Annotated in this window: 24 protein-coding genes; 2 read left to right on the forward strand and 22 right to left on the reverse strand. The window is 44.0% G+C overall.

Annotated features, from left to right (window positions below):
- Positions 1-826 precede the first annotated feature (826 nt).
- Genes HQ29_RS01910 through HQ29_RS01935 form a run of 6 tightly spaced genes read right to left on the reverse strand, consistent with a single transcriptional unit; the run spans position 827 to position 8,969 of the window.
- Positions 827-3,739 carry a M16 family metallopeptidase gene (locus HQ29_RS01910; protein ID WP_052089689.1) on the reverse strand — a complete coding sequence of 971 codons (2,913 nt, stop codon included), beginning with the start codon at positions 3,737-3,739 and terminating at the stop codon, positions 827-829.
- The gene (gene pepE / locus HQ29_RS01915; RefSeq protein WP_036789618.1) at positions 3,705-4,415 is read right to left on the reverse strand and encodes a dipeptidase PepE; all 711 of its coding nucleotides are present in this window, start codon (positions 4,413-4,415) and stop codon (positions 3,705-3,707) included. The genes HQ29_RS01910 and pepE overlap by 35 nt, the downstream gene beginning before the upstream one ends.
- 31 nt (positions 4,416-4,446) lie before the next feature.
- Positions 4,447-5,970, reverse strand: a complete 1,524-nt coding sequence (gene cobA / locus HQ29_RS01920) for a uroporphyrinogen-III C-methyltransferase (protein ID WP_036867220.1) — start codon at positions 5,968-5,970, stop codon at positions 4,447-4,449.
- Positions 5,971-5,972: 2 nt separating this feature from the next.
- Positions 5,973-7,979, reverse strand: coding sequence for an ATP-binding cassette domain-containing protein (locus HQ29_RS09810; RefSeq protein WP_052089691.1), 2,007 nt, complete (start codon positions 7,977-7,979; stop codon positions 5,973-5,975).
- Positions 7,976-8,251 (reverse strand): energy-coupling factor ABC transporter substrate-binding protein, encoded by a 276-nt coding sequence (locus HQ29_RS01930; protein ID WP_036846821.1) that lies wholly within the window; start codon positions 8,249-8,251, stop codon positions 7,976-7,978. The genes HQ29_RS09810 and HQ29_RS01930 overlap by 4 nt, the downstream gene beginning before the upstream one ends.
- Positions 8,238-8,969, reverse strand: coding sequence for an energy-coupling factor ABC transporter permease (locus HQ29_RS01935; protein WP_036867223.1), 732 nt, complete (start codon positions 8,967-8,969; stop codon positions 8,238-8,240). The genes HQ29_RS01930 and HQ29_RS01935 overlap by 14 nt, the downstream gene beginning before the upstream one ends.
- A gap of 525 nt (positions 8,970-9,494) precedes the next feature.
- On the opposite strand from HQ29_RS01935, the gene HQ29_RS10245 reads away from it, so the two are divergent.
- Both HQ29_RS10245 and HQ29_RS01940 read left to right on the forward strand, forming a co-directional pair.
- Positions 9,495-9,680 (forward strand): hypothetical protein, encoded by a 186-nt coding sequence (locus tag HQ29_RS10245; RefSeq protein ID WP_152565484.1) that lies wholly within the window; start codon positions 9,495-9,497, stop codon positions 9,678-9,680.
- A complete protein-coding gene (locus HQ29_RS01940; protein ID WP_036846829.1) occupies positions 9,680-9,934 on the forward strand; it encodes a hypothetical protein in 255 nt (84 codons plus the stop codon). The genes HQ29_RS10245 and HQ29_RS01940 overlap by 1 nt, the downstream gene beginning before the upstream one ends.
- A 285-nt stretch (positions 9,935-10,219) precedes the next feature.
- Here HQ29_RS01940 and HQ29_RS01945 read toward each other — a convergent pair whose 3' ends face one another.
- The 16 genes from HQ29_RS01945 to rpsH all read right to left on the reverse strand — a co-directional run bounded on the left by HQ29_RS01945 (position 10,220) and on the right by rpsH (position 22,900).
- Positions 10,220-14,140: a zinc ribbon domain-containing protein gene (locus HQ29_RS01945; protein ID WP_152566469.1), complete on the reverse strand. Its 3,921-nt coding sequence runs from the start codon at positions 14,138-14,140 to the stop codon at positions 10,220-10,222.
- 714 nt (positions 14,141-14,854) lie between these two features.
- Positions 14,855-15,331, reverse strand: coding sequence for a 50S ribosomal protein L17 (gene rplQ / locus HQ29_RS01950; RefSeq protein ID WP_036789603.1), 477 nt, complete (start codon positions 15,329-15,331; stop codon positions 14,855-14,857).
- A gap of 4 nt (positions 15,332-15,335) precedes the next feature.
- Positions 15,336-16,331: a DNA-directed RNA polymerase subunit alpha gene (locus HQ29_RS01955; RefSeq protein WP_036846841.1), complete on the reverse strand. Its 996-nt coding sequence runs from the start codon at positions 16,329-16,331 to the stop codon at positions 15,336-15,338.
- 8 nt (positions 16,332-16,339) lie between these two features.
- Positions 16,340-16,939 carry a 30S ribosomal protein S4 gene (gene rpsD / locus HQ29_RS01960; protein WP_036867226.1) on the reverse strand — a complete coding sequence of 200 codons (600 nt, stop codon included), beginning with the start codon at positions 16,937-16,939 and terminating at the stop codon, positions 16,340-16,342.
- Between the two features lie 115 nt (positions 16,940-17,054).
- A complete protein-coding gene (gene rpsK / locus HQ29_RS01965) occupies positions 17,055-17,441 on the reverse strand; it encodes a 30S ribosomal protein S11 (protein WP_036867228.1) in 387 nt (128 codons plus the stop codon).
- A gap of 14 nt (positions 17,442-17,455) precedes the next feature.
- Positions 17,456-17,836, reverse strand: a complete 381-nt coding sequence (rpsM, locus tag HQ29_RS01970) for a 30S ribosomal protein S13 (protein ID WP_036789593.1) — start codon at positions 17,834-17,836, stop codon at positions 17,456-17,458.
- A gap of 44 nt (positions 17,837-17,880) precedes the next feature.
- Positions 17,881-17,997, reverse strand: coding sequence for a 50S ribosomal protein L36 (gene rpmJ, locus HQ29_RS10065; RefSeq protein WP_081964525.1), 117 nt, complete (start codon positions 17,995-17,997; stop codon positions 17,881-17,883).
- 24 nt (positions 17,998-18,021) lie between these two features.
- Positions 18,022-18,240 carry a translation initiation factor IF-1 gene (gene infA / locus HQ29_RS01975; RefSeq protein ID WP_036789590.1) on the reverse strand — a complete coding sequence of 73 codons (219 nt, stop codon included), beginning with the start codon at positions 18,238-18,240 and terminating at the stop codon, positions 18,022-18,024.
- 15 nt (positions 18,241-18,255) lie between these two features.
- Positions 18,256-19,041 carry a type I methionyl aminopeptidase gene (map, locus tag HQ29_RS01980; protein WP_036789588.1) on the reverse strand — a complete coding sequence of 262 codons (786 nt, stop codon included), beginning with the start codon at positions 19,039-19,041 and terminating at the stop codon, positions 18,256-18,258.
- Positions 19,042-19,050: 9 nt separating this feature from the next.
- Entirely contained in the window at positions 19,051-20,385 is a 1,335-nt protein-coding gene (gene secY, locus HQ29_RS01985; RefSeq protein ID WP_036846844.1) for a preprotein translocase subunit SecY, read from the reverse strand.
- 6 nt (positions 20,386-20,391) lie between these two features.
- The gene (gene rplO, locus HQ29_RS01990) at positions 20,392-20,841 is read right to left on the reverse strand and encodes a 50S ribosomal protein L15 (RefSeq protein ID WP_036867229.1); all 450 of its coding nucleotides are present in this window, start codon (positions 20,839-20,841) and stop codon (positions 20,392-20,394) included.
- 12 nt (positions 20,842-20,853) lie between these two features.
- Complete coding sequence (gene rpmD, locus HQ29_RS01995) at positions 20,854-21,033, reverse strand: 50S ribosomal protein L30 (RefSeq protein ID WP_036789580.1); 180 nt, start codon at positions 21,031-21,033, stop codon at positions 20,854-20,856.
- Between the two features lie 5 nt (positions 21,034-21,038).
- Complete coding sequence (rpsE, locus tag HQ29_RS02000; protein WP_036789577.1) at positions 21,039-21,545, reverse strand: 30S ribosomal protein S5; 507 nt, start codon at positions 21,543-21,545, stop codon at positions 21,039-21,041.
- A gap of 20 nt (positions 21,546-21,565) precedes the next feature.
- On the reverse strand, positions 21,566-21,910 hold the full coding sequence (gene rplR / locus HQ29_RS02005) for a 50S ribosomal protein L18 (RefSeq protein WP_036789575.1): 345 nt from the start codon (positions 21,908-21,910) through the stop codon (positions 21,566-21,568).
- A gap of 26 nt (positions 21,911-21,936) precedes the next feature.
- Positions 21,937-22,488 (reverse strand): 50S ribosomal protein L6, encoded by a 552-nt coding sequence (gene rplF / locus HQ29_RS02010; protein ID WP_036867231.1) that lies wholly within the window; start codon positions 22,486-22,488, stop codon positions 21,937-21,939.
- A 16-nt stretch (positions 22,489-22,504) separates the two neighbouring features.
- Positions 22,505-22,900 carry a 30S ribosomal protein S8 gene (rpsH, locus tag HQ29_RS02015; protein ID WP_036789571.1) on the reverse strand — a complete coding sequence of 132 codons (396 nt, stop codon included), beginning with the start codon at positions 22,898-22,900 and terminating at the stop codon, positions 22,505-22,507.
- Positions 22,901-22,960: the final 60 nt, after the last annotated feature.

Genomic DNA, 22,960 nt, shown 5'->3' on the forward strand with positions numbered 1-22,960 from the left:
TGTTTTTACTACGTTTCAGAGTAGTTTAGCCGCAAAGTTAATCATTTTGACGCATTTGGTACATCTATTCTCCGTTTATGCCTCTCCCTTTCCCCTTTTCTTCCATTCGCCTCTCCTCAAAAAAGTCAAAACCATGTCCCGATTTCCCGACCGCAACAGAGCATTTGAGGTGGGAGCTTTTATATAAAAACGGATGCCTGAAAACCTCTCCGAAAAGATCGTTCCGAAATCCGATTTTTGAACTCAAAGGAGAAGAGAGACTTGTAAACATCATGTTTTCAACCTAATACGAAAAATCTCAAATTCGGAAAAATTTTTTCTTCAGTCCGTTTCATGGGGCTTTTTTGCGTTAATAGGTGTAAATTTTAACAGATCCGTCTGTAAACGTTTCCTAATAAAGAAATCTCCCTTTTCAGGGGCTTTTTAGGGCAAAAAAACGTAAATCACTGATTTTAATTATTTTAATAGTTTCGACTAAACACTTTAATCGAATCCGGTAAACGTATTAAATGAAATGGGTAAACGTGTTCATTGAAAAATTAAACACGTTAAGCCGACAAAATATACTGCTTTATTGTTTTGGCTTAACAGCTATCGGAATTTGTGTTAATAAAACGGGGCTGATTTAACAATTCGCTCGTGCTCTGAAAACGACCCCTCAGAGCAAAATAGAGAGACCGAAAAAAGCGAGCATTTTTCGGGATGGAATATATAAAAACAGAGTTGAAGAGGGAGGTATAAGGCATGCTTCGGAGCATAAAAAATGATCCCGAAAAGAGCGATCTCTTTCCGGGACGATTTCGTAACATATCGTTCGGAAGGTGTCCTACCTGTAAATCTTCTTGGGATCTACCACTACCACCTCTCCAAGCTTTGCAAGAGCTTTCATATCGAGCTTCTTAGGATTGCCCACTACGACATAAGCCCTCGGATGACTCTGCTGTAACTTCTCCGATATATACCGGGCAAAGTCCGATCGATCCACGTCTTCTATCCGGTTCAACAACCATAGAGCCGGATCTTCATCGAATCCGCGTCTTACGGCTCTCACCGCCGTCTCACTCTTTTTACGGAATGTAGGATAATTGTTGGATGCGGCACTTCTTAGAGCTTCTTGTGCATACTCTATCCGTCCTGCATCATCGGGCTTCACGTTCAGTAGGGAGTCCAGTAGCAGCAAAGCCTCCGTAGCTTTGTCTCCCTGCGTGGAGAGATGCGCCTCCAATATGGTTGCTTTGCTTGTCTGAGAACGTTTGGAGGGGAGATAGCTCACGGAGTATGCTCCGTATGCAAGCGATCTCAACTCGCGCACTTCTTGGAAAAGCAAAGAGTTCATACCGCCTCCCAGGTAGACTCTGTATAGTTCGACATAAGCACGCTCCTTGTCGCTCTCGAAAGGAGGAGCAAAGAGATAACCTTTGATAATGGTCTGCGTGCTCTTCTTGTCGGGCAAGATGTAGAGGTAGGGCTTCTCAGGCACAACGGCATCAAGGTCTATGGGATTGGCTGTCCGCTCTTCGACCTTATCCAAAGGCAGGTACTGCTTCAGCAGTGAAGCCACTTGCTCCGCAGACTCATTACCCACATAGTGGATGTCGCACTCTTTGGAGAGAACGCTTTTCAGCTCTCCCACAAGGCGGTCTGCCTTAAGGGCTTTTATCTCTTTTAAGGACAGCTGCATTGCGTAGGTCGATTTATCTCCGAAGCGAACCCATTCGGAGAGCGCTTCACTCATATCTTGCGAAGACTTCAAGATGGCTTTTCGGGAGATTTTCTTATTCTCCACCAACTTCTTCAAAGCCTTCTTTTCTCCTTTCACATCGGTCAGGAAGTGTCCGAGAAGCTCAAGAGTCGGTTTCAGTTGCGCGTCAAACCCTCTCACGTTGATCGTAAAGGTTTCGTTGTATGCCTCGAAAGAGAGTGTCGCTCCAAGCTGTTGGAGCTTGTCCTTAAACTGATCGCTACCATGCCGAGACGTGCCCAGCAGAGAGAGATAGAAGGCAACCTGTTCGAGAACAGGGCGTTCGTAGATTCCGACCTGATAGTTCAGCTTGAGCGTGAACAGGTCGTTTATAGGATTCGCTCCCGTATAGAGCTTCACCAGATCGTTGCCCTCTATCACGCTTACCGGCTTCGCATCTGTCTCGAAATCGAGGAAACGAAGATCGCTGTTGCCTACCGGAACTGTTTCGAGAAAGCGTGCAAACTCCGACTTAGCCCCCTTGTTGTGAAGAGGTAGAGGCGCAAAAGGAGGTTTCTGTATCCGGTCTTTGGGGTATCTGCCCGTCTTCTTGGAGACTTGCAGATAGTTTCCGGTGAAGTAGCGATTCACCACATCCACCACATCCTGCTTGGTAAGGCTGCGTACTCTCTCCAGCTTTTGGTGATGAGAAGACCAATGCTCTCCTGCGGCAAAGAGAGAAGCGTATGTCCTGCCTCTGCTTGTGAGATCTTCCAAAAGGGTTGTGTAGTCTTGCAACATCTCATTCTTGAGCTGTTGGAAGAGATCATCGCCAAACTCTCCTCTTTTGACCTGCTCCAAGATCTTTGTTGCCTCTTTCTGTGCAGAGGATATGGTGCCGAACGGAAGCTTTGGAACAAAGAAGATAGCCGCGGCTCCCATATCGTTCATATTGTTAAACTGTGCGCCGGCAGTCATTACCTTGCCCGTCCGATAGAGTTTATCCAAAAGCCCGGTCTCCCCTTTGTTGGAGAATATACGGATAGCAACCTCCATGGCAGCCTCATCTTCGTGTCCGCTTGGCACTCCTCGCCAAATGAGGACACGCCCCTGAATGAACGGTATAGGGAATTTGACGGAAAACTGCTCTACCCCATTGAACGGACGAGGCTGTTCGCACACCGGACGAGGCGGATTGCCGGGACGGATGCGCCCGAATGTCTTTTCCAAGACAGGAAGCACCTCTTCCTCCGAGAAGCTTCCGCAGAGGATAAGACCCATATTGCCTGCAACGTAGTACGTGTTGTAGAACTCCTCCATCTTCGCCAAGTCGGGCTTCTTGAGGTTCTCCGTACTTCCGATGATGGTGTACTGGTAAGGGTGTGGAGCGGCTACTCGTGCTATCACTCTGTCCATAGCCTCTCTTCCCATAGCATCGGAGTACATGTTTTTCTCCTCATAGACGGTCTCCAGTTCGCTTTGGAAAAGTCTGAATACCGGGTTGATGAGTCTCTCGCTATTGAGATAACACCAGTGCTCAAGGTATTGAGGAGAGAAGGTATTGAAGTAAGCCGTACGGTCCCAACTCGTATAGGCATTCAGTCCGGAGCCTCCATACTTCGAGATGAGATTGGTAAACTCATTCGGGATAGCATATTTGGCTGCCTCTATGGATAGCGTATTGATGCGCTTCTGAATATCTTCGATCTCTTTCGGATCCGACGTTTGGCTCAGCAGGCTGTACTGTTTCTTGATTTCGTCAAGTAGCGGTTTCTCCTTCTCGTAATCTACCGTACCGATCTTATCCGTCCCTTTGAACATGATGTGTTCAAAGTAATGGGGAATACCGGTATTGGGAGAGTCTTTCGCACCGATACGTACAACGAGGGTGCCGATCACTTTGTTTTGGGAGTGATCCTCGTTGAGCCAGACGGTGAGACCGTTAGAGAGACGATGCTCTGTTACTTTGGAGTTTTGCGCATTCAGTGCAGGGATGGTCATAAGCAGTAGAAGTAAGACTTGCTTAACGCGCAAGGAGGAAGCGAATATCGTCTTCATGGCTCAACTCTTTAATCTCTTCTCCATACTTAAACAGGCGCATGGTGCGTTCTCCCAAGAGTTCGATCTTTTCTCCTTCCACCCATAGACGAGAGCCTTCACGAAGTCCCGCCACATACATGTGCGGATTAGCCTTGATGTATTCCAGGATACGCTGCTCTCTTGTCTCGCCTCCGTGACCGTCGGGATGAGCATCAAGATAGTGCGGATTGATTTGGAAAGGAACAAGATTAAAGGCACGGAAGCTCTCCGGTTCCACGATAGGCATATCGTTGGTCGTACAGATGGTCGGACATGTTACGTTACTGCCGGCACTCCAACCGATATATGGCACTCCTGCCAATACCCTTTCGCGGATGGCTTGTATGAGCCCCATCTGTTGCATCATCTTGGTCAGCATAAACGTGTTACCCCCTCCCACGAAGATGGCAGACGCTTTCATGACGGCTTCTATCGGATTGGAGCAAGTGTGTATACCCGTTACTTTCACACCGATAGCCGCAAGGGCGTTGTTCACCTTAGCCGTATAAGCGTCATACTCTACGGTAACGCCGGCAAATGGAATAAAGATGATATTATCTGTTACTGCGCCAAGAAAACGCTTGATATCCTGTAAAGGTTTTTCGAGATAGCTCTCTCCGGGAGAGGCTGAATTGGAAATAAGAAGAAGTTTCATACTCTGTAGTTTTTATTGGTTTATATTCGTTTTACTCTTTCGATGCTTCTATCAAGGCATCCACAAGGCTCTCGATCTTGGCTTTAGACGGTTCGAGAGCCACGGTGTAGCCATGCTTTCTCAAAGCGTTGGATGTTTGCGGTCCTATGGAAGCCATCTTACACTTCTCCGCCCATGCTCTAAGGTCGTGCCTTTCTACCAGTGACGCAAAGTTTTCTACGGCAGAAGAGCTGCAGAAGAGTATCCAGTCCGGAACAGAGGAGTGCATCATCTCTATACGCTCACTGTAATACTCGATGGGGACATTATCGTACAGTGGCACGAAGCGACACTCTGCACCGAGGGCGTTAAGCTCTTCCACGAAAAGGTTCTTCGTCAGCAGAGAGCCGGAGACAAGTATTCGTTGCGAGCGGATTTCCGGATGCGTCTCCGCAAATGTACGTATAAAATGTTCTGTTTTATGGTATGGAGGCGTAAAGTCGGGCAGGAATCCGAAGTGTCCCAATGCCTCTGTGGTTACTTTCCCGATGGTCGCAAAGCGAAGATGAGACAGGCTACGGAAATCGACTTTTGCCTCTCGGAGTCTCTTAAAGAAAAGCTCCACACCGCTGACGGAAGAGAATATCACCCAGTCCGTACGGAATAGATCGGATAGTGCGGATGTGATCTCTTCGCTCTCTGTTACGGGAGCAACCTTCATGGTAGGCAGCACAAATACCTCCGCTCCATGCCCTTCCAACGTATCTGCCAGTGTGGACGACTGATTGTAAGAACGGGTAACAATGATACGCTTGCTTGCCAAACTGCCCGGCTTGACCCACTCATACGCATTGTGAAAATCCACGACATCTCCTATCACGATAAGACCCGGAGCGAGTGTCGAATAGTCTGCATAATCGGATGTAAAGGCATCCAGCCGGTCGCTGATGATTCTCTGCGTAGGCAATGTTCCCTCCGAAATGATCGCCATAGGGGTAGCAGGATCCATGCCTGCCTTAATCAAGTTTTCGGTAATAATGGGAGCGGTGTTGGTCCCCATATAGAACACCAATGTCCCTTTCATGCCTGCGAGAGCCTCCCAGTTGAGTTTCGGGACGCCGTGATGCTTGGAAAACCCGGTGATGAGAGAGACCGAAGTGGCGACACCTCTGTGTGTAACCGGGATGCCGAAGAAGGCAGGCACGGAAACTCCTGCCGTTACGCCCGGCACGATTTCGTACTCCAATCCCGAAGCATGAACAGCCATCATCTCCTCTCCCCCTCTTCCAAAGACAAAGGGGTCGCCTCCTTTCAAGCGGAGGACGCTATATCCGGCTTGCGCTTTCTCTATCAATATATTGTTGATGTCCTGCTGCTTGAAGCAGATTTTCCCGGAACGCTTTCCGACATAAATAAACTCCGCTTCCGGATTGGCATCATCCAGAATAGCCGGATTCACCAATGCGTCATACACTATAACGTCTGCTTCCTTTACCAGTTGGGCACAACGGACGGTCTGCAGCCCTATGGAGCCGGGACCTGCGCCTGCCAGATAGATCTTTCCTTTCTTTATCATTTCTACTTTTTAGCCTCAAGGGCATTTATAAATCGCTCTATTTCTACTTCGTAAGCTGCCTTATCTTCTCTTCTCAAAGAAGAAAGGCGGTTCAAATCTTCCTCCATCTCTTCCGGGATGGTCGCCTTGAAATGCTTGGCAAAAGCCTGAAGCACTCTGGGCTGCTTATATTTTGTTCGCAGAGCCAGCTGCAATCCTTCCTTCTCGAAAGAGAGTGGAAACTGAACGGGAGAGAAGTCCGCCCTGCTAAGATCCATATAGAGAAGAGAGTGTATGGCTGCTCTCCGACAGACGGACTCGTTCAAAGAGGGATCGTCTGTTGCGGCAATCACAATCTCGAAACCATCCAATGCTTCTCCCCGATAGGCTCTCTGCTCCAGTCTCAATGCGTTGTCCGAACGGTGCCGGAGCAGTCTCTCCGAAAAAGCAGGAGCCATGACCGTGGTCGCCACACCGTAACGCAACAGCGTCTCCACCTTTATGGCTGCCCCTTCGCCCCCGCCTATCACCAGAGCCGAAAGCCTGTCCGGTCTGAGCATCAAGGGAAGATAGCCCCTCTCGCACGGCTCCGGCTCGAACACCGGATGCTTCCACACTTTTCCATGTAGCGCATAAGGCCTTGCCAGATGCGCCTCTTCCGGCAGTGTCGGATGCAGGAAAAGCTCTTCGGGGGAGAGTCTTGCCGCCAGTTCGCCTCTGTTAATCACCCACACTTCATCGCCCCACGCATACGCCAGATCGGCATCGTGGGTGGAGAGAAGTACGCCCTTGCCTTCTGCCACAAGGCTGTCTATCAGAGCCATCACCTTTTGAGTGTAGAGATGATCGAGGTTTGCCGTAGGTTCGTCAAAGATGACAAACGACGGATCAAGCACTAAAACCGAAACGATGGCAACCCATTTCCGCTGTCCGTCACTCAACAAATGAGGCGGTTTTTCTGCCAAAGCGGTAAGCTCGTACTGCTCAAGGATCTCATCCAAAAGAGATTCAAACCGTTTGTCGCCCCGTCTTCCCGCTCCGCTGTTGATGAGTCCGAAAGCGATCTCATCCCTGACCGAAGGGGTAAAAAGCTGGTGATTGGAGTTTTGAAAAACAAAGGCAACCTTCTGCCGGAGCACCTCCTGCCCCCGTTTTCCATGCGGAATCTCCTCTCCATCGAGCAGGATAGCCCCCGAAAGAGGAGGCAAAAGACCCGTAAGTGTCTTGAATAACGTGCTCTTCCCCGCACCATTGCGCCCCATTACCACCACTTTTCTGCCGGACTCCACAGAGAGTGAAAGATGCTCCACAACCCTTTTGCCCTTTTCGTAGCCGACGGCAAGATCTTGGAGCCGAAGCGTCATCCCGGACTGCCTGCCCCCTTGTACCGGTTCGGACATCCCGTAAGAGCGAGAGTAAAGCCCGTCCATCATTTTGTCCGACTCGTGCAGAGCCAGCACAACGGTCTGCCCCAAGAGAAGAGCCGCATGCCCGGGGCGTTCGCTCCGAACAGCATATCCGCCTCTCAACTTCTGAGCCGTAAAGATCTGCTGAGCCGTCTCCATGAGGATATGAATATAGCGGTAAACATACTCCATCAGCTCCACAGCCAGGGCAGGCACTTTAAGCCGTCGCATCTCTTGGATCATGGAGTAGAACGGGACGAGATGAAGCAGAGCCAGCAGCACGGAATAGCCGGCAAAGCAACGCGCCAAAAGCAGAAGAAACATATCAATGCCGGAAGAGGTTATCCCCCACCCGTATCTGCTCCATACCACTTCGTCCGCCACGCTTCCGGGAGGAACTCGCTCTATGAGTACCGGCAAGACTCCCAAAAGAATGAACAGAGGGACAAGGATAAGCCCTCTCTTGGATCTGCTCTGCCCTTTTACCGGGACAAAGAGAAGCACGCCGAGCATGGAGACAAACACCGCCAACAGCATCTCTATCCATGGGACAGCTACCACCACGACTATCAGCAGCAGTGCAAGCAGAAGTATCGTTCTATTATGTCGGTCAGGTAAGATCACGAACCTTTTTTCACCAACTTCTTATATGCAATGGCAAAAATAGCGATGCCTATCACGATCTGAACAAAGAACAGCACCGGCTCCATCGTTTCCGAAGGCTCATAACCGAAAGAGAAATCCATAGGCTCGAAGCCCGGTACCAATGTAGAGATCATTTCTCCGGCGGCATCATCCGTTCCCTCTCCGAAGTCGACAAAGTTGCCCACTACAGGTACAAGAAGAAACAGAATGCTCAGGATGACAAGAAGAATGGTGTACTTATGCTTTTTCATGACTAACGGCTTTTGATGTGAAATAGGTGGAAACACCCTGACGTACCAGTATGCGGTACACAAAAAGAGTGATAACACTCTCGACTATGGCTAATGGAACCTGAGTAACGGCAAAGATGCCCAAAAACTTCATCGCCGCACCGAAGACTCCGGTGGCAGACTCCGGCAAAAAGAGAGCCAGCTGAAACGATGTGGTAACATACGTAGACATGGAGCCGATAAAGGTAGCCAGAACAATGCCGACACTATCGGACAAACCGATCTTCTTAATACCCTTGTACACGCCATAGGCTACAAAAGGTCCTACAATACCGAGAGAAAAGACGTTCGCTCCCAATGTGGAGAGACCGCCATGCGCAAGCAAAAGGGTCTGAAACAGCAGAACGATGACACTCACCAGCGGTATGGCTTGCGGTCCTACAAGCACCGTACCGAGAGTGGTACCCGTAAGGTGGCTGCTGCTACCATTGACAGAAGGCAGCTTGAGCGCACTCAGGATGAAGACAAAAGCTCCGGAAAGAGCAAGCGTCAGCTTTGCTTTGGGATCTTGAGCCACTCGCTTACGAATGTAGATAAAGCTCCACACCACAAACGGAAGGGATAACACGTACCAAATGGCACACCAGTTCAACGGCATATAGCCCTCCATGATGTGCATAGCGTGTGCAGGCGTGGCAAAGAGCACCGCTAAAAGAAGAGCATAAAAAAGTTTGTTCATCTGTTGTAATGTTGATTTCTGTTTATACTGTTAGTTGCAATGCAGTCTCTTTCAAGCTCAAAAAACCTCACTCTCTTCGGCATCTCCACACCGGGAAAGTGTCATTCCGTCTTAGAAAAAGTCTTAAAACCAAAAAGATAAACGAAGATACGAAAAGTTTACGGATTCTTTCGGCAGGATGATACCCGACAACTCTCACCTCTTCACTTCTTTAAGAGCAGTCCAAAGCTCCGGAGCACTCCCCTTTCTTCGTTACACAATTCGGATAAACCCTATAAATAGTTCTGATGAATGGAGTAAAAAGCTGCTCCGATCCCTTTAATATCTCAAAATCCGGATTTGAAGCGTGGAAATCAAAGCGTAGAGTGTGGCAATCAAGCCATGAAGTGTACAAATCAAGATTCGACATGTGGCAATTGAGCCGTGAAGTGTACAAATCCAAGCCATGAAGTGTACAAATCGGCACTTGAAAAGCAAAAAGCAAGCCTTGACTTCATCTTCCAAACATGATAAACCGTTCTTTTAATGCCTTTTAGCTGCTCTTTTGAACCCGTTCCGAACAAATCTCATCGCCACAACTCCAAATCTCCACAACAATATCTTCCCCAAAACACCTATCGCATCCCCCAACCGATTCCCGATACTCCGAAAACAGAACGCAACCACCACCATCCCCAAACAGCATCGGCTCATCCCAAAAGAATCTCGTGATGCTCTATAACCACAACAACCCATCATTCCAAAACAGCTTCAGCTCACCCCAAAAGAATCCCGTGATGCTCTATAATTACGACAATCCATCATCCCACAACAGCTTCAGCTCTCCCCAAAAGAATCCCGTGATGTTCTATAACCACGACAACCCTTCATCCCAAAACAGCTTCAGCTCACCCTCCTATCTTTTCTCTTGTTATGGTCTATCTATTTATCTTTCTATCCTTGTATTCACCCTCTATCAGCAATAACACTTTCCTCTTGTATTTTCTAAGCAATATCATAAAGTTTACTTATACCCCTTCAGTTCAAATGACACCCGATAAGATGGGTATCAATGAGTTTTTCAGTGAGGTTTTCCCATAATCCTTCAATTCAGCCCCTTTTTACTATCCCAACAAAATAGTACTCACCCTTCTTATAGCATACTCGCCTCCAAACCTCTATTTCACAAAAAAAAGAGAGGTGCAAGCATCGCTCGCACCTCTCAATATATTCAAGTTAGATTTAGAACCCAACTGTGATCTCAAAGTCTATTAGATACCAGGTCTTGGAACAATCTTGAAGACTGCATAACCCTTAACTCCGGCATAACCGCGTCTGAATGTAGCCCACAAGCCATTAGGAGCTTCTCCTACTACAAGTGTAGCCGGATTACCCTTTATTCCATTGAAACCTTGTTGGATTGCTGTCTTGTTAAGGACAGGAATACGGAACCAGATTTCAGATGTAATACCTGTCAAGTTTCCTTGCCATTCTACAGTCCAAGTATCCTCGTGAGTAGCACTATCATATGCTCCTACGATATCAATGAATCTCGGATGGTGTGTAGAAATAGATGTCATATCTTTCGGAATTGGTTGCCATGTAGCACCCTTATCGTTAGATACTTCCATGTACTTGTAGTCAATATGAGTATCATCTCTCAATGGGAATGTTAGACGCTCTTCAAGACCATACCATTGAGCAAGTTTCTTAGGAGCAAACTTAGCATCTCCATTGATAGTTTCAGAAGGATCAAATCTTGCTACCAAGTGACCAATACCTTGAGAGTTTGTAACTCCTGCATCACCATGATCAAATAGACCACGATAAATGTTCTTCGCAGTATTTCTTGTATGGAAGTTAAACTCGAATGTTTGCTTATCTTGCCTATCTGTCAACTCAATAGTAGTAAACTTAACACGTAGAGCTCTTTCAAACTTCACAGCGAAGTCCTTAATGTAGTAATAGTTGTTATTAGCAAACCTTTCAGGATCTGGATCTGTATCGGGAGCCTCATGGTTGATGTCTGTAACCATACGCACCTTCAAGAGTTTCTCCATGTCGTCTACACGTTCAAGAGAAGAGTCTTCTGCATCGGTAGTAAGCATATTGTGAGGATAACCTACAGAGTGAGGTCTGTGGTTGCTCATCAAGTAGCTGTATAGACGGTCTCCACCTGTAGAGATAGAAATACGCAAGCGTTCCCATCCGTCAGCATCTCTTGCGATCCAAGCAGCTATATTAGAAGGCTGATCTTTCACGTAGATCTGAGTCAAATAGTTCTTATCATCACGCTTAAATACGAAACCAGCGTCAACAAGATCTTGATCATAAACGAACTCGAATCTTGCTCTGTATTGTGGAGCCTCACCTGGTTCTACGCTATTAGAGTCAACAATCTTTTCAGTAGTTATAAGGATGTTAGACTTATCATTTTCAACCAACTTGAATGCTTCAGTAAGGTCTACCTTATAGCCATTTTCAGACAAGAATTCATAACCACCTGCAATAGTGTTTTGGATTCTTGCATATTGAGCTCTGATGATATCTGTATTCGGGATCCAGTTGTGAGCATTTTCTGCCTTGGTAACAGAGATTTCACGAAGTGCAACACGGAACTTGAATGTCAAGTAAAGGTCACGACCTTGTTGTACATTACCAGTCTTGTATTGTAGCTTGTAAGTAATGCTATAATCACCGGCCGGAGCCTTATCGTCTACATAAACGATAAACGAGTTAGCATCAAATTCATATCTGATAAGAACATGGTCGAAGGCATCAACTTCATCAACACCCGTAGCATCAACATTTTCAGTATCATTTACATGGTTATAATCTGCTGCCTCGAAAGATTGCTCAATTATTTCAGAGTTATCACCATTGATAATGTAAGCACTCTTGAACTCTGCTGCAGAGTTGATTGTAGGCAACTGCTTCAAGATAGGATTGATGTCACCAGGGTTAGGAAGAGCATTAGAAATACCCCAAGAATTCTTCGCATTCAATGGGTTCATCCAGCGTGCAACCACAGTGTTATCATTAGCATTTTCGAAGTTTACAATTTGACCTCCTACAGGCTTATCAGTACCAAACATCTTGTGATAGTAAGGAATGTTTCTGTAAGAAGTGAATTCATCTGCATCTTCCTCAGGCTTATCTTGAGTGAAGTCAAATGTCCAGCGAGCATCGCTCCAACCTGTTGTAGATTCTACAATCTTAACAACCAAATAACCTACAGGCTGACGAACGTCACACTCAGAGTTAACTTGTGTAACCTTAACAATCACCTTCTTGTTGTTAGAAGCAGAGATTTGATCAGCTTTAACTTTAAGCTTGCTACCTTCGATAGTTGTATAAACGTGAGTAGTGTTTGTATTACCATCAATGATAACAATATTGTGATTATCATCTTCGTATGCTACTTGCTCAAATTCGTAAACAGGCTTAGCATAAACCGGTTTGTCTGTGTATGGTTCACCAAATGCACCAAACTCATTGTAGAAATGGCGGAATGGATCTCCAGTAACAACCTTTTCATTCTTATAATCACCGCCATCTTGAGGATAGTAGAAAGATGTTACATAGTCATAAAGATCGATCTCTCCTTGTATAGGAGCAGCATTTGCAATAGGAGTACCGGACCACATAAGAACGTTCCAGTTCTTTTCATCGTTTCCAAGAACGGCTTCGTCCTCATTTGCCCAAGTAGTAGCCTCAGCAAGAGTTCTCTTAAGAAGACGAGATGTCAAAACAGGCTTACCCGGTTTACCCAACTCTACAAGACCCTTTTCACCAACAACTTCAGCAAGTTTGATTTGAGTAGGGATAAGTTGAGTATTAACGTGTTCTGTAGACTTCACACGAAGCTTAGCAGGAGTTTGTCCTTCTTTTCTCTTAATATCGTTAGTAAGAGCTGTAACAACGATAGAAAGACCTCTTTTGCCACCCTTTGCATCATAGTTAACTTTAGGAGTAGGATCTTTTTCGTCTGCAGTGATAACGATACGAGGACCAAAGTTGTTCGGGCTAAGAACATTATCACCATGGAAGAACTCATTGCCCCACCAAGTGTCGTTACCAAACACCTCGCAAGCTTCTGCATTCTCAATATGAACAGGAATGTAGATGATATCACCCTTTTGAGTAACCTCACCATTGATGTGAACATCAACCTTAGAAGAGTGATCTTCTACACCATCGTCAGCAGAACGAGTAGTGATTTGGAAGTTCAAGCTTTCGATAGTAAAGTCTTCACCAAGCTTTGCATTAGATGGGCTAACGCGATACATCAACACGTGATCAGCTGTATAGTCACCTGCAAAATAGTACAACTTCATAGTCTTTTCAGAAGGAAGACCACGAGTTGGGATGAATGTAAGACCTTCAAGTTGCTTAGAAAGTGTAAGGATGTTAGCAGCGTTGAATCCGATCATCTTTTCCAACTCTTTATCCTTATCGTCCAATTCTTTCTTATAACGCTCAACCTTAGCATCCAAATTTTCAATAGCAGTCTTGTTTGCTTCGATCAGACCCTTAAGTTCGTCATACTTCTCTTGCAATTCGGTCTTAAGAGCTTCGATAGCGGCCTTGTTTTCGTTAATCTTAGCAAGGTGATCTTCAAGAGACTTATCGATACCATCAAGTCTGGCATTGATTTCCTTAAGCACTTCAGACTCGCCATTAACAAGCTTCAAGACTCCTTCCAAAGCAGCAATTCTCTTACCAAGTTCATCTTCAACCTTAGCGATCTTTGCATTAAGTCTATCTTCCAAAGCCTTAACTTCGTCTTTTGTAGCAGCCTTAGCAAGCTTAGCTTCGAGATCAGCCAACTTAGCATCTACTTGAGCCTTATAAGCATTGAATGTTTCAAGGGAAACAAGCTTAGCCATAAGCTCTTTCTTTGCATCTTCAAGCTCCTTCTTTGTAGCTGCATTAGCTTCCACTGATGCAACCTTTTCCTCAAGAGCTTTCACCTTGCCTGCAACAGTAGTCACATCGCCTTTAAGGTCCGTGATCTTCTTTTCAAGCTCAGCTTTCGTAGCCTTAAGATCGTTAGCAGCACCGGCCTTGTAAGCTTCTAGAGCTGCCTCGATTTTCTTAATATCATCATCATAATCCTTACAACTTGTCACAGTGAAAAGCACAGCAACAAGCGCAAGCATAATGAATCTGAAAGAAAAGTTTCTTTTCATAAAACAATAACATTTAGAGTTAGTAAATAAAAATTTGATTCGTATGCTGTATTGGGTTAATACTTCTAGTTTATCAATATCAATTCGATCCTTTTGAGAGATCCGTTATTTCAACACCTGAAGATCTTTCTAAAAGATGCCGCACCACACTTCTAAGACAAAAATCTTATGATAGACAATGAGACATCCACTTTTAACATATTCACCAATGAGAGAAAGAAAAAAAAGAAGAAAATTTTAGGCAAAAAGCAACAAAACCCAAAGATAAGGGAGATAAAAAGACGACAAAAACGAACCATAAATGTGACCACAGATGGACGCTAATCTCCTTAATATCTCATACTTACGCCAAAGCAGACTTCTTCTCGTCTTACTCTACAAGAGCAAAGGTAGGAAATATTATCATAAATACAAACATTTCCACAGCCAAAACCGCGTATAAAAGAGGAATAGAAGCACCGAGGACGAGAGAAAAAGAGAGAAAATCCCCCCCCTTTGGTTCTGTTCTCTGAATAGAGATTTGACTTTACCTCTATTCACTATTCTTAAATGTCTAATCGAGAAAGTGTGCAAGAATTGATCTCCAGATGATTAAGAACGCTTCCCTCTTTACACTCCTCCTGACAACGATACAAGAATAACAATAAAAAGGGGGTGTCAGATGAATCTGATACCCCCTTTGAATGTATATCTAAATATAGTTTATCGTAAGAGTTACGCTTCTGCTGCCTCAGATTGAGGTTGAGCTGCAGGAGCAGACTCTGTTGCCTTCTTGCGTGAACGACGTGTACGAGGTTGCTTAGCAGTCTCTTTCTTTTCCTTAAGCATGTTTTCGTTGTAGTCCACAAGCTCTATAATACACATCTGAGCATTATCACCAAGACGGAACCCTGTCTTGAGGATACGAGTGTAACCGCCCGGACGATCCGCAACTTTTTGAGATATATTTTGGAACAACTCTGTTACCGCATATTTATTTTGCAAATAAGAGAAAACAGTACGACGAGAGTGTGTTGTGTCTTCTTTAGAACGATTGATAATCGGTTCTACATACTGTCTTAGTGCTTTTGCCTTGGCAAGAGTGGTCTGAATCCTCTTATGCATAATAAGAGAAGTTGCCATATTTGAAAGCATTGCGTGTCTGTGAGCTGTCTTACGGCCAAGGTGATTGAATTTTTTTCTATGTCTCATCTTCTTATAATTCTTTATCTAATTTGTACTTGGCTACATCCATACCGAACGAGAGTTCCAAACGTTCAAGAAGGTCTTCCAATTCTGTAAGAGACTTCTTACCAAAATTGCGGAACTTTAGAAGGTCTGCCTTGGTGTGCGCAACAAGTTCTCCAAGAGTTTCAACTTCCGCTGCCTTCAAACAGTTGAGAGCACGAACCGAAAGATCGAGTTCTGATAGCGGAGACATAAGCAACTGGCGCATGTGTATCGCATCTTCATCAAACTCGGAGTTGTCATCCGCAACATCACTCTCTAATGCAACATAATCTTCTGCACAAAGAGCGAAATGAGAGATAAGAATCTGTGCGGCACCCTGCAAGGCATCTTTAGGAGAGATAGAACCATCTGTGGTAATCTCTAATGTTAGCTTGTCGTAGTCTGTACGTTGCTCCACACGAGTATTTTCCACTTGGTATTTGACCTGTTTGATGGGTGTAAAGATAGCGTCAATCGCGATCTGTTGAGGGTCATCAAACATTCCCATCATCTCTTCCGCAGGAATCCAAGAGCGTCCTTTTATAATGGTAAGTTGGATGGTAAAGGATACAGATTTATCCAGATTGCAGATAACCTGATCCTTGTTGAGCACTTCAAAACTACTTAGCTTTGCAGAAATATCTGCTGCGGTAAACTGCTCTGTATTTTGAACCTTTATACTAACGGTTTCGCCCTCTTCCCCTTCGACAATACGCTTAAAACGCACTTTTTTCAAATTAAGAATGATGCTGGTAACATCCTCGATCACACCGGGAATGGTAGCAAACTCGTGCTCAACGTTGTCTATCTTGATTGAGTTGATAGCGTAACCCTCCAGAGCCGATAGAAGAATCCTTCTCAAAGCATTACCCACAGTAATACCGTACCCCGGCTCCAGCGGTCTTAGCTCGAACTTCCCGTATGTAGGGGAATCTTCAAGCATGACTACCCTTTCAGGTTTTTGAAATGCCAATAAAGCCATATACTACGTTACTTTGAATAGAGTTCTACAATCAGTTGTTCTTTGATATTTTCAGGGATATCCTCTCTGGAAGGAATGCTAAGAAGCTTACCGGAATAAGAAGCCTTATCCCATTCCAACCATGGATATTTACTTCCGCCGCTTGATGCAAGAGAATCAACAATCACTTCAAGAGACTTAGATTTTTCTCTAACACCAATCACTTGACCTTGTTTTACGCTATAAGATGGAATATCTACGACCTTTCCATCAACAACAATATGACGGTGGTTAACCAACTGACGTGCAGCAGCACGAGTCTTAGCGATACCAAGACGATATACTATGTTGTCAAGTCGTTGTTCCAGCAATTGAAGAAGAACTTCACCCTTTACACCTTTAGAGCGAGATGCTTTATCGAAAAGATTTCTAAACTGTCTTTCTAAAACACCATAAGTGTATTTTGCTTTCTGTTTTTCGCGCAGCTGAATACCATACTCAGAAGTCTTACGTCTTCTGCTATTGCCATGTTGTCCCGGAGGATAGTTCTTCTTAGACTTTACGGAGCCAAAGATAGGCTCTCCGAATTTGCGAGCAATTCTCGCCTTAGGGCCTGTATATCTTGCCATAATAAAATTTGATTACATGAAAGCGTACGCATACAGCCGCGATTGTGAGAGATGCTCAATCCATTTATATTTATGCGCAGCCTTCATTCTTAATGATTTAAGTAAGTAAAGTGTATTATACCCTTCTTCTCTTAGGAGGACGGCATCCATTGTGTGGTAGAGGTGTTACGTCAATAATCTCCATAACCTCTATACCTGCACCATGAATAGATCTGATAGCAGACTCACGGCCGTTACCCGGTCCTTTTACATAAACTTTCACTTTACGCAAACCAAGGTCGTATGCAACCTTAGCACAGTCTTGAGCAGCAAGTTGAGCTGCATAAGGAGTATTCTTCTTGGAGCTTCTAAAACCCATCTTGCCCGCACTAGACCAAGAGATAACTTGACCTTCTGCATTGGCAAGAGAGATGATGATGTTGTTAAAAGAAGAGTGGACATGCGCTTGCCCAATAGCATCAACGCGAACAACTCTCTTCTTTGCGACTGTCTTTTTTGCCATATTATCTTAACGTATTATTTAGTAGCTTTCTTCTTATTCGCAACCGTTTTCTTCTTTCCTTTGCGAGTTCGGGCATTGTTCTTTGTGCTTTGACCACGCAACGGGAGATGAAGACGATGACGTATACCTCTATAGCAACCTATATCCATAAGCCTCTTGATATTAAGAGTCACCTCTGTTCTAAGATCTCCTTCTACCTTATATTCGGCCCCTATAATTTCACGGATCTTAGCTGCCTGATCATCTGTCCAGTCTTTCACCTTGATATCCTTGTTGATACCGGCTTTGTCCAGAATGGAGTTAGCACTACTTCTACCTATACCAAAAATATAGGTAAGAGCAATCTCGCCTCTCTTGTTTTGTGGTAGGTCAACACCTACAATTCTTATTGCCATAATATGAGTATATTAATTCCGTTTTAGGAGTGCAAAAGTACGAATTATTTTTGACGTTGTTTCATTTTAGGGTTCTTCTTATTGATAATGTATAAGCGACCCTTACGTCTGACAATCTTACACTCCGGAGTGCGTTTTTTTAGGGATGTTCTTACTTTCATGATGAAATGTATCTTTGTCTTGTTTTATTTGTATCTGAATGATATACGACCTTTTGTAAGATCATACGGAGACATCTCAACCTTCACTCGATCTCCAGGAAGGATTCGAATGTAATGCATACGCATCTTTCCGGAAATGTGAGCTGTAACAACGTGACCGTTGTCCAACTCAACCTTAAACATTGCATTGGAAAGAGCTTCAACGATGACTCCATCTTGTTCTATTGCCGCCTGTTTTGCCATGAACTATAATGATAACTAAAATGTTTGGTAACCTAAGACTTCATATATATAATCAAATGTAGAAAGGACATCTGCCTTACCATCTACAACAGCCACACAATGTTCAAAATGAGCAGAATATTTCCGGTCTCTGGTCCAAACAGACCAACCATCATCCCCGTTTACAATATTCTTAGATCCCATATTGATCATAGGTTCTATACAGATGCATAGTCCTTCTTTCACTTGAAATCCGGTACCTCTTCTTCCATAATTGGGAACTTGAGGTTCTTCGTGCATTTCTCGACCAATACCATGCCCAACAAACTCACGAACAACAGAAAAACCCGCCTTTTCGCAATAGTTTTGTATCGCATAGCCTATGTCTCCAAGCCGACGACCGACTTGTAGCTGCTCGATTCCTAAAGCAAGAGAATCTTTAGTTGTATTCAGAAGTTTCTTTACTTCGGAAGAGACTTCTCCAACAGGAAAAGTAAAAGCACTATCACCCGTAAAACCCATTAACTTTGTCCCACAATCTACCGATACAATATCTCCCTCTTTAAGTATCACCTTATCGGAAGGAATACCATGTACTATATACTCATTAGGAGACGTACAAATAGATCCGGGAAATCCTGCATATCCTAAAAAAGCAGGAGTAGCCCCATGGTCACAAATGAACTCATTTGCTACAGTGTCAAGTTGCTTAGTTGAAACACCCGGTTTTATATGTTTAGCAACCTCTGCGAGCGTCCGACCAACAAGTTGGTTGGCTGCTCGCAGAAGTTCAATTTCTTCTTTTGTCTTTAGATATACCATAGTCTGAGATCAGTACATGGCACTTGAGCGTCCTTTAATACGTCCACTCTCACTAAATCCGTCATAATGGTGCATGAGCAAATGAGACTCTATCTGTTGAAGAGTGTCAAGAACAACACCGACAAGAATAATTAGAGATGTACCACCAAAGAACTGTGCAAAAGCAGGGTTTATACCCATAGATTCAGACATCGCAAATGTAGGTAGTATTGCTACAACAGCAAGGAAAATAGCTCCGGGAAGAGTGATTTTACTCATCACATCATCCAAAAAGTTCTTTGTTGCCTTGCCTGGTTTTACTCCGGGAATGAAACCATTATTTCTCTTGAGATCTTCTGCCATTTGCGTAGGATTTATCGTAACTGCTGTATAGAAGTACGTAAACAGAATGATCAACAGCGAGAAAACGACTGCGTACAAAACACCTCTACCATGCATAAAATCAGTAAGCAAAGCAGATGGTTCTGAAGAAGCAAAGGAGTACAAACTCACCGGTAAAAACATAATAGCTTGAGCAAAAATGATCGGCATCACATTTGCAGCATTAACCTTCAAAGGAATGTACTGACGTGCACCACCATATTGCTTATTTCCTACCATTCTCTTGGCATATTGTACCGGAACTCTACGTGTTCCCTGTACCAACAAAATAGCTCCTGCAATAACAAGCAGAAGGAATACAATCTCAAGGATGAAGACATACAGACCTCCTTCGCCTCCAAGTCTCAGAGAAAACTCATTGATGACCGCTTCAGGGAAACGAGCTATGATACCTATTAGAATGATAAAAGAGACACCATTGCCTATACCTTTATCTGTGATCTTCTCTCCAAGCCACAACACAAACATAGAGCCAGCAGTAAGGATTGCCGTTGAAACGACCATAAATCCTAACGTTGAAGGCATAATCACCCCCTCTGCCGCCAATGTATTTCGAGTACCAATAAGGTAAACAGGACCTTGAACAAGAAGAATTAAAATGGTAAGATAACGAGTATATTGATTTATCTTTCTTCTACCACTTTCTCCCTCACGCTGCATCTTTTGGAATGATGGAACCACTATTGCCAGAAGCTGCATTACAATGGATGCAGAAATATATGGCATGATACCTAACGCGAAAATTGATGCATTTGAGAATGCCCCTCCGGAAAACATATCTAATAGCGCCAAAAGGCCCTCTGATGTAGAGTTCTTCAAGGCTAATAGTGCGTTAGGGTCTATACCGGGAAGAACAACAAATGTTCCCAACCGGTATAGAATTACCAAGAAAACAGTGGTAAGGATTCTAGTACGAAGATCCTCAATTTTCCAGATATTTTTGATTGTCTGTACTGCCTTCATTGCATATTAGTTTATCACTGTAGCTGTTCCGCCTTGGGCTTCAATAGCCTCTTTTGCACTTTTAGAGAAAGCATGAGCTTCAACCTTGATAGAGATAGAAAGTTCTCCTCGTCCCAAGACTTTAACTCTGTCATTCTTTCCACACAAACCTCTAGCTACAAGTGTGTCTATATTAAATTCTTTGATATTATTCTCGTGTGAGATCTCGGCAAGAGTATCGAGATTAATTGGAGTATACTCCACTCTGTTGATATTCTTGAAGCCAAATTTCGGAAGACGACGCTGTATCGGCATCTGTCCTCCTTCAAATCCGATCTTACGAGAGTATCCAGAGCGAGACTGTGCCCCCTTGTGACCTCTGGTAGAAGTACCACCTTTACCAGAACCTGGACCACGACCAACACGCTTACGAGACTTTGTAGATCCTTCTGCAGGACGTAAATTTGATAAATTCATATCTTCAATATTTTATGCCTCAACGATCTCTATGAGGTGTCTCACTTTATGCAAGTTCCCCCTTGTAGCATCATTGTCCGGTAGTTCAACCACTCTATTCAACTTATTGAGACCAAGTGAGTCTAGAGCCGCCTTCTGATCTTTCGGACAACGAATACGACTTCTGACTTGTTTAACTTTTACTGTTTTCATCTTTCTCAGCCTTTAAATACTTTTTCTACTGATATACCTCTGGCCTGTGCAACATCCAATGGGCTTCGGAGTTCTGAAAGTGCGGTTATCGTAGCTTTCACCAAGTTATGAGGGTTAGAAGATCCCTTAGATTTCGCCAAGACGTCAGTTACCCCAACACTCTCAAGAACAGCACGCATCGCACCACCGGCCTTTACTCCGGAACCGGTAGAAGCAGGTTTGATAAAAACACGAGCACCACCAAAGCGAGCATATTGTTCGTGAGGGATGGTACCATTATATACAGGAACTTGGATGAGATTTTTCTTTGCGGCTTCAGCTCCCTTAGCTATTGCAGCAGTAACTTCTCCAGCCTTACCAAGTCCCCAACCAACGATACCATCTTCATTTCCAACAACAACAATTGCAGAAAATGTAAATGTACGTCCTCCCTTGGTGACCTTTGTTACTCTGTTTATTGCCACAAGCCTATCTTTAAGCTCCAAGCCATTTGCAGATTTCACTTTATTCATTTCGTTACAGACTTTTACTATTAAAACTTAAGACCAGCTTTACGCGCAGCATCTGCTAGTTCTTTTACTCTACCATGATAAAGGTAGCCATTTCTATCGAACACAACAGTGCTCACACCTGCTTTCATTGCATTTTGAGCAACTATCTCACCCACCTTGGCTGCGATCTCTTTTTTAGGGAGTTTTTCTTCCATCGGGAGAGAGCTTGCAGCTGCAAGAGTTTTGCCAGTTGCATCGTCTATTACCTGAGCATAAATCTGCTTATTACTTCTAAAAACGGTCAAGCGAGGCTTTTCAGCAGTACCAAAAATATTCCTACGCACACGTCTTTTTATTTTTTGTCTTCTTAGAATTTTTGTATTCATAACAATGTTTAGTTTACGTAGAGAGATTATTTACCTGCTGTTTTACCAGACTTTCTTCTAATCACTTCTCCTTCAAACTTAACACCCTTACCCTTGTATGGTTCAGGTTTTCTGAAGCTACGGATCTTTGCACAAACCTGTCCGAGAAGTTGCTTGTCTGCCGATTCAAGAATAATTAGAGGGTTTTTATTTCTCTCCATCTTAGTTTCGACTTTAACCTCAGAAGGAAGTTGAAGATATATCATGTGAGTAAAGCCAAGGGACAACTCTAGAACTTGACCTGTATTTGTGGCTCTATAGCCCACACCAACAAGTTCCAATGTTTTAGTATATCCTTGAGATACTCCAACAACCATATTATTTATAAGAGATCTGTAAAGACCGTGAAATGCATTGTGTTCTTTTGTCTCTCCTGTCTTATTCACAGTAAGTTGACCGTCATTGATTTCTACCGCAACTCTACTATCCATCTTCTGTGAAAGCTCCCCTTTAGGACCTTTTACCACAATCTGATCGTCATTTACGTTTACGGTTACACCAGCGGGTATTGATATAGGTAATTTTCCAATTCTAGACATAATACTTTCCTCCTAATCAATAAACGTAACACAATACTTCTCCGCCAACTCTAAGTTCGCGTGCTTCCTTGTCTGTCATAACTCCCTTAGAAGTAGAAACGATTGCGATACCAAGACCATTAAGAACACGAGGAAGATCTTTATAACCCACATAACGTCTAAGACCTGGCTTAGATATTCTTTGTAGCTTCTTTATGGCATTAGTTTTAGTAGCCATATTATATTTCAAGGCAACTTTAATAGTACCTCTAGCGCCATCTTGTTCAAACTTATAGTTGAGAATATAGCCTTTTTCAAAAAGGATTTTAGTCATCTCTTGTTTAAGTTTAGACGAAGGGATCTCCACCACTCGGTGATTAGCGCTGATTGCATTACGCAATCTAGTCAGATAATCTGCTATTGGATCTGTCATAAAACTTTTAATTAAATTGATCCGAACAATCGGACAATATTTAACACTTGCTTCAAATAC

Origin of the sequence: Porphyromonas canoris, assembly GCF_000765975.1 — a bacterium.
Classification (GTDB): domain Bacteria; phylum Bacteroidota; class Bacteroidia; order Bacteroidales; family Porphyromonadaceae; genus Porphyromonas_A; species Porphyromonas_A canoris.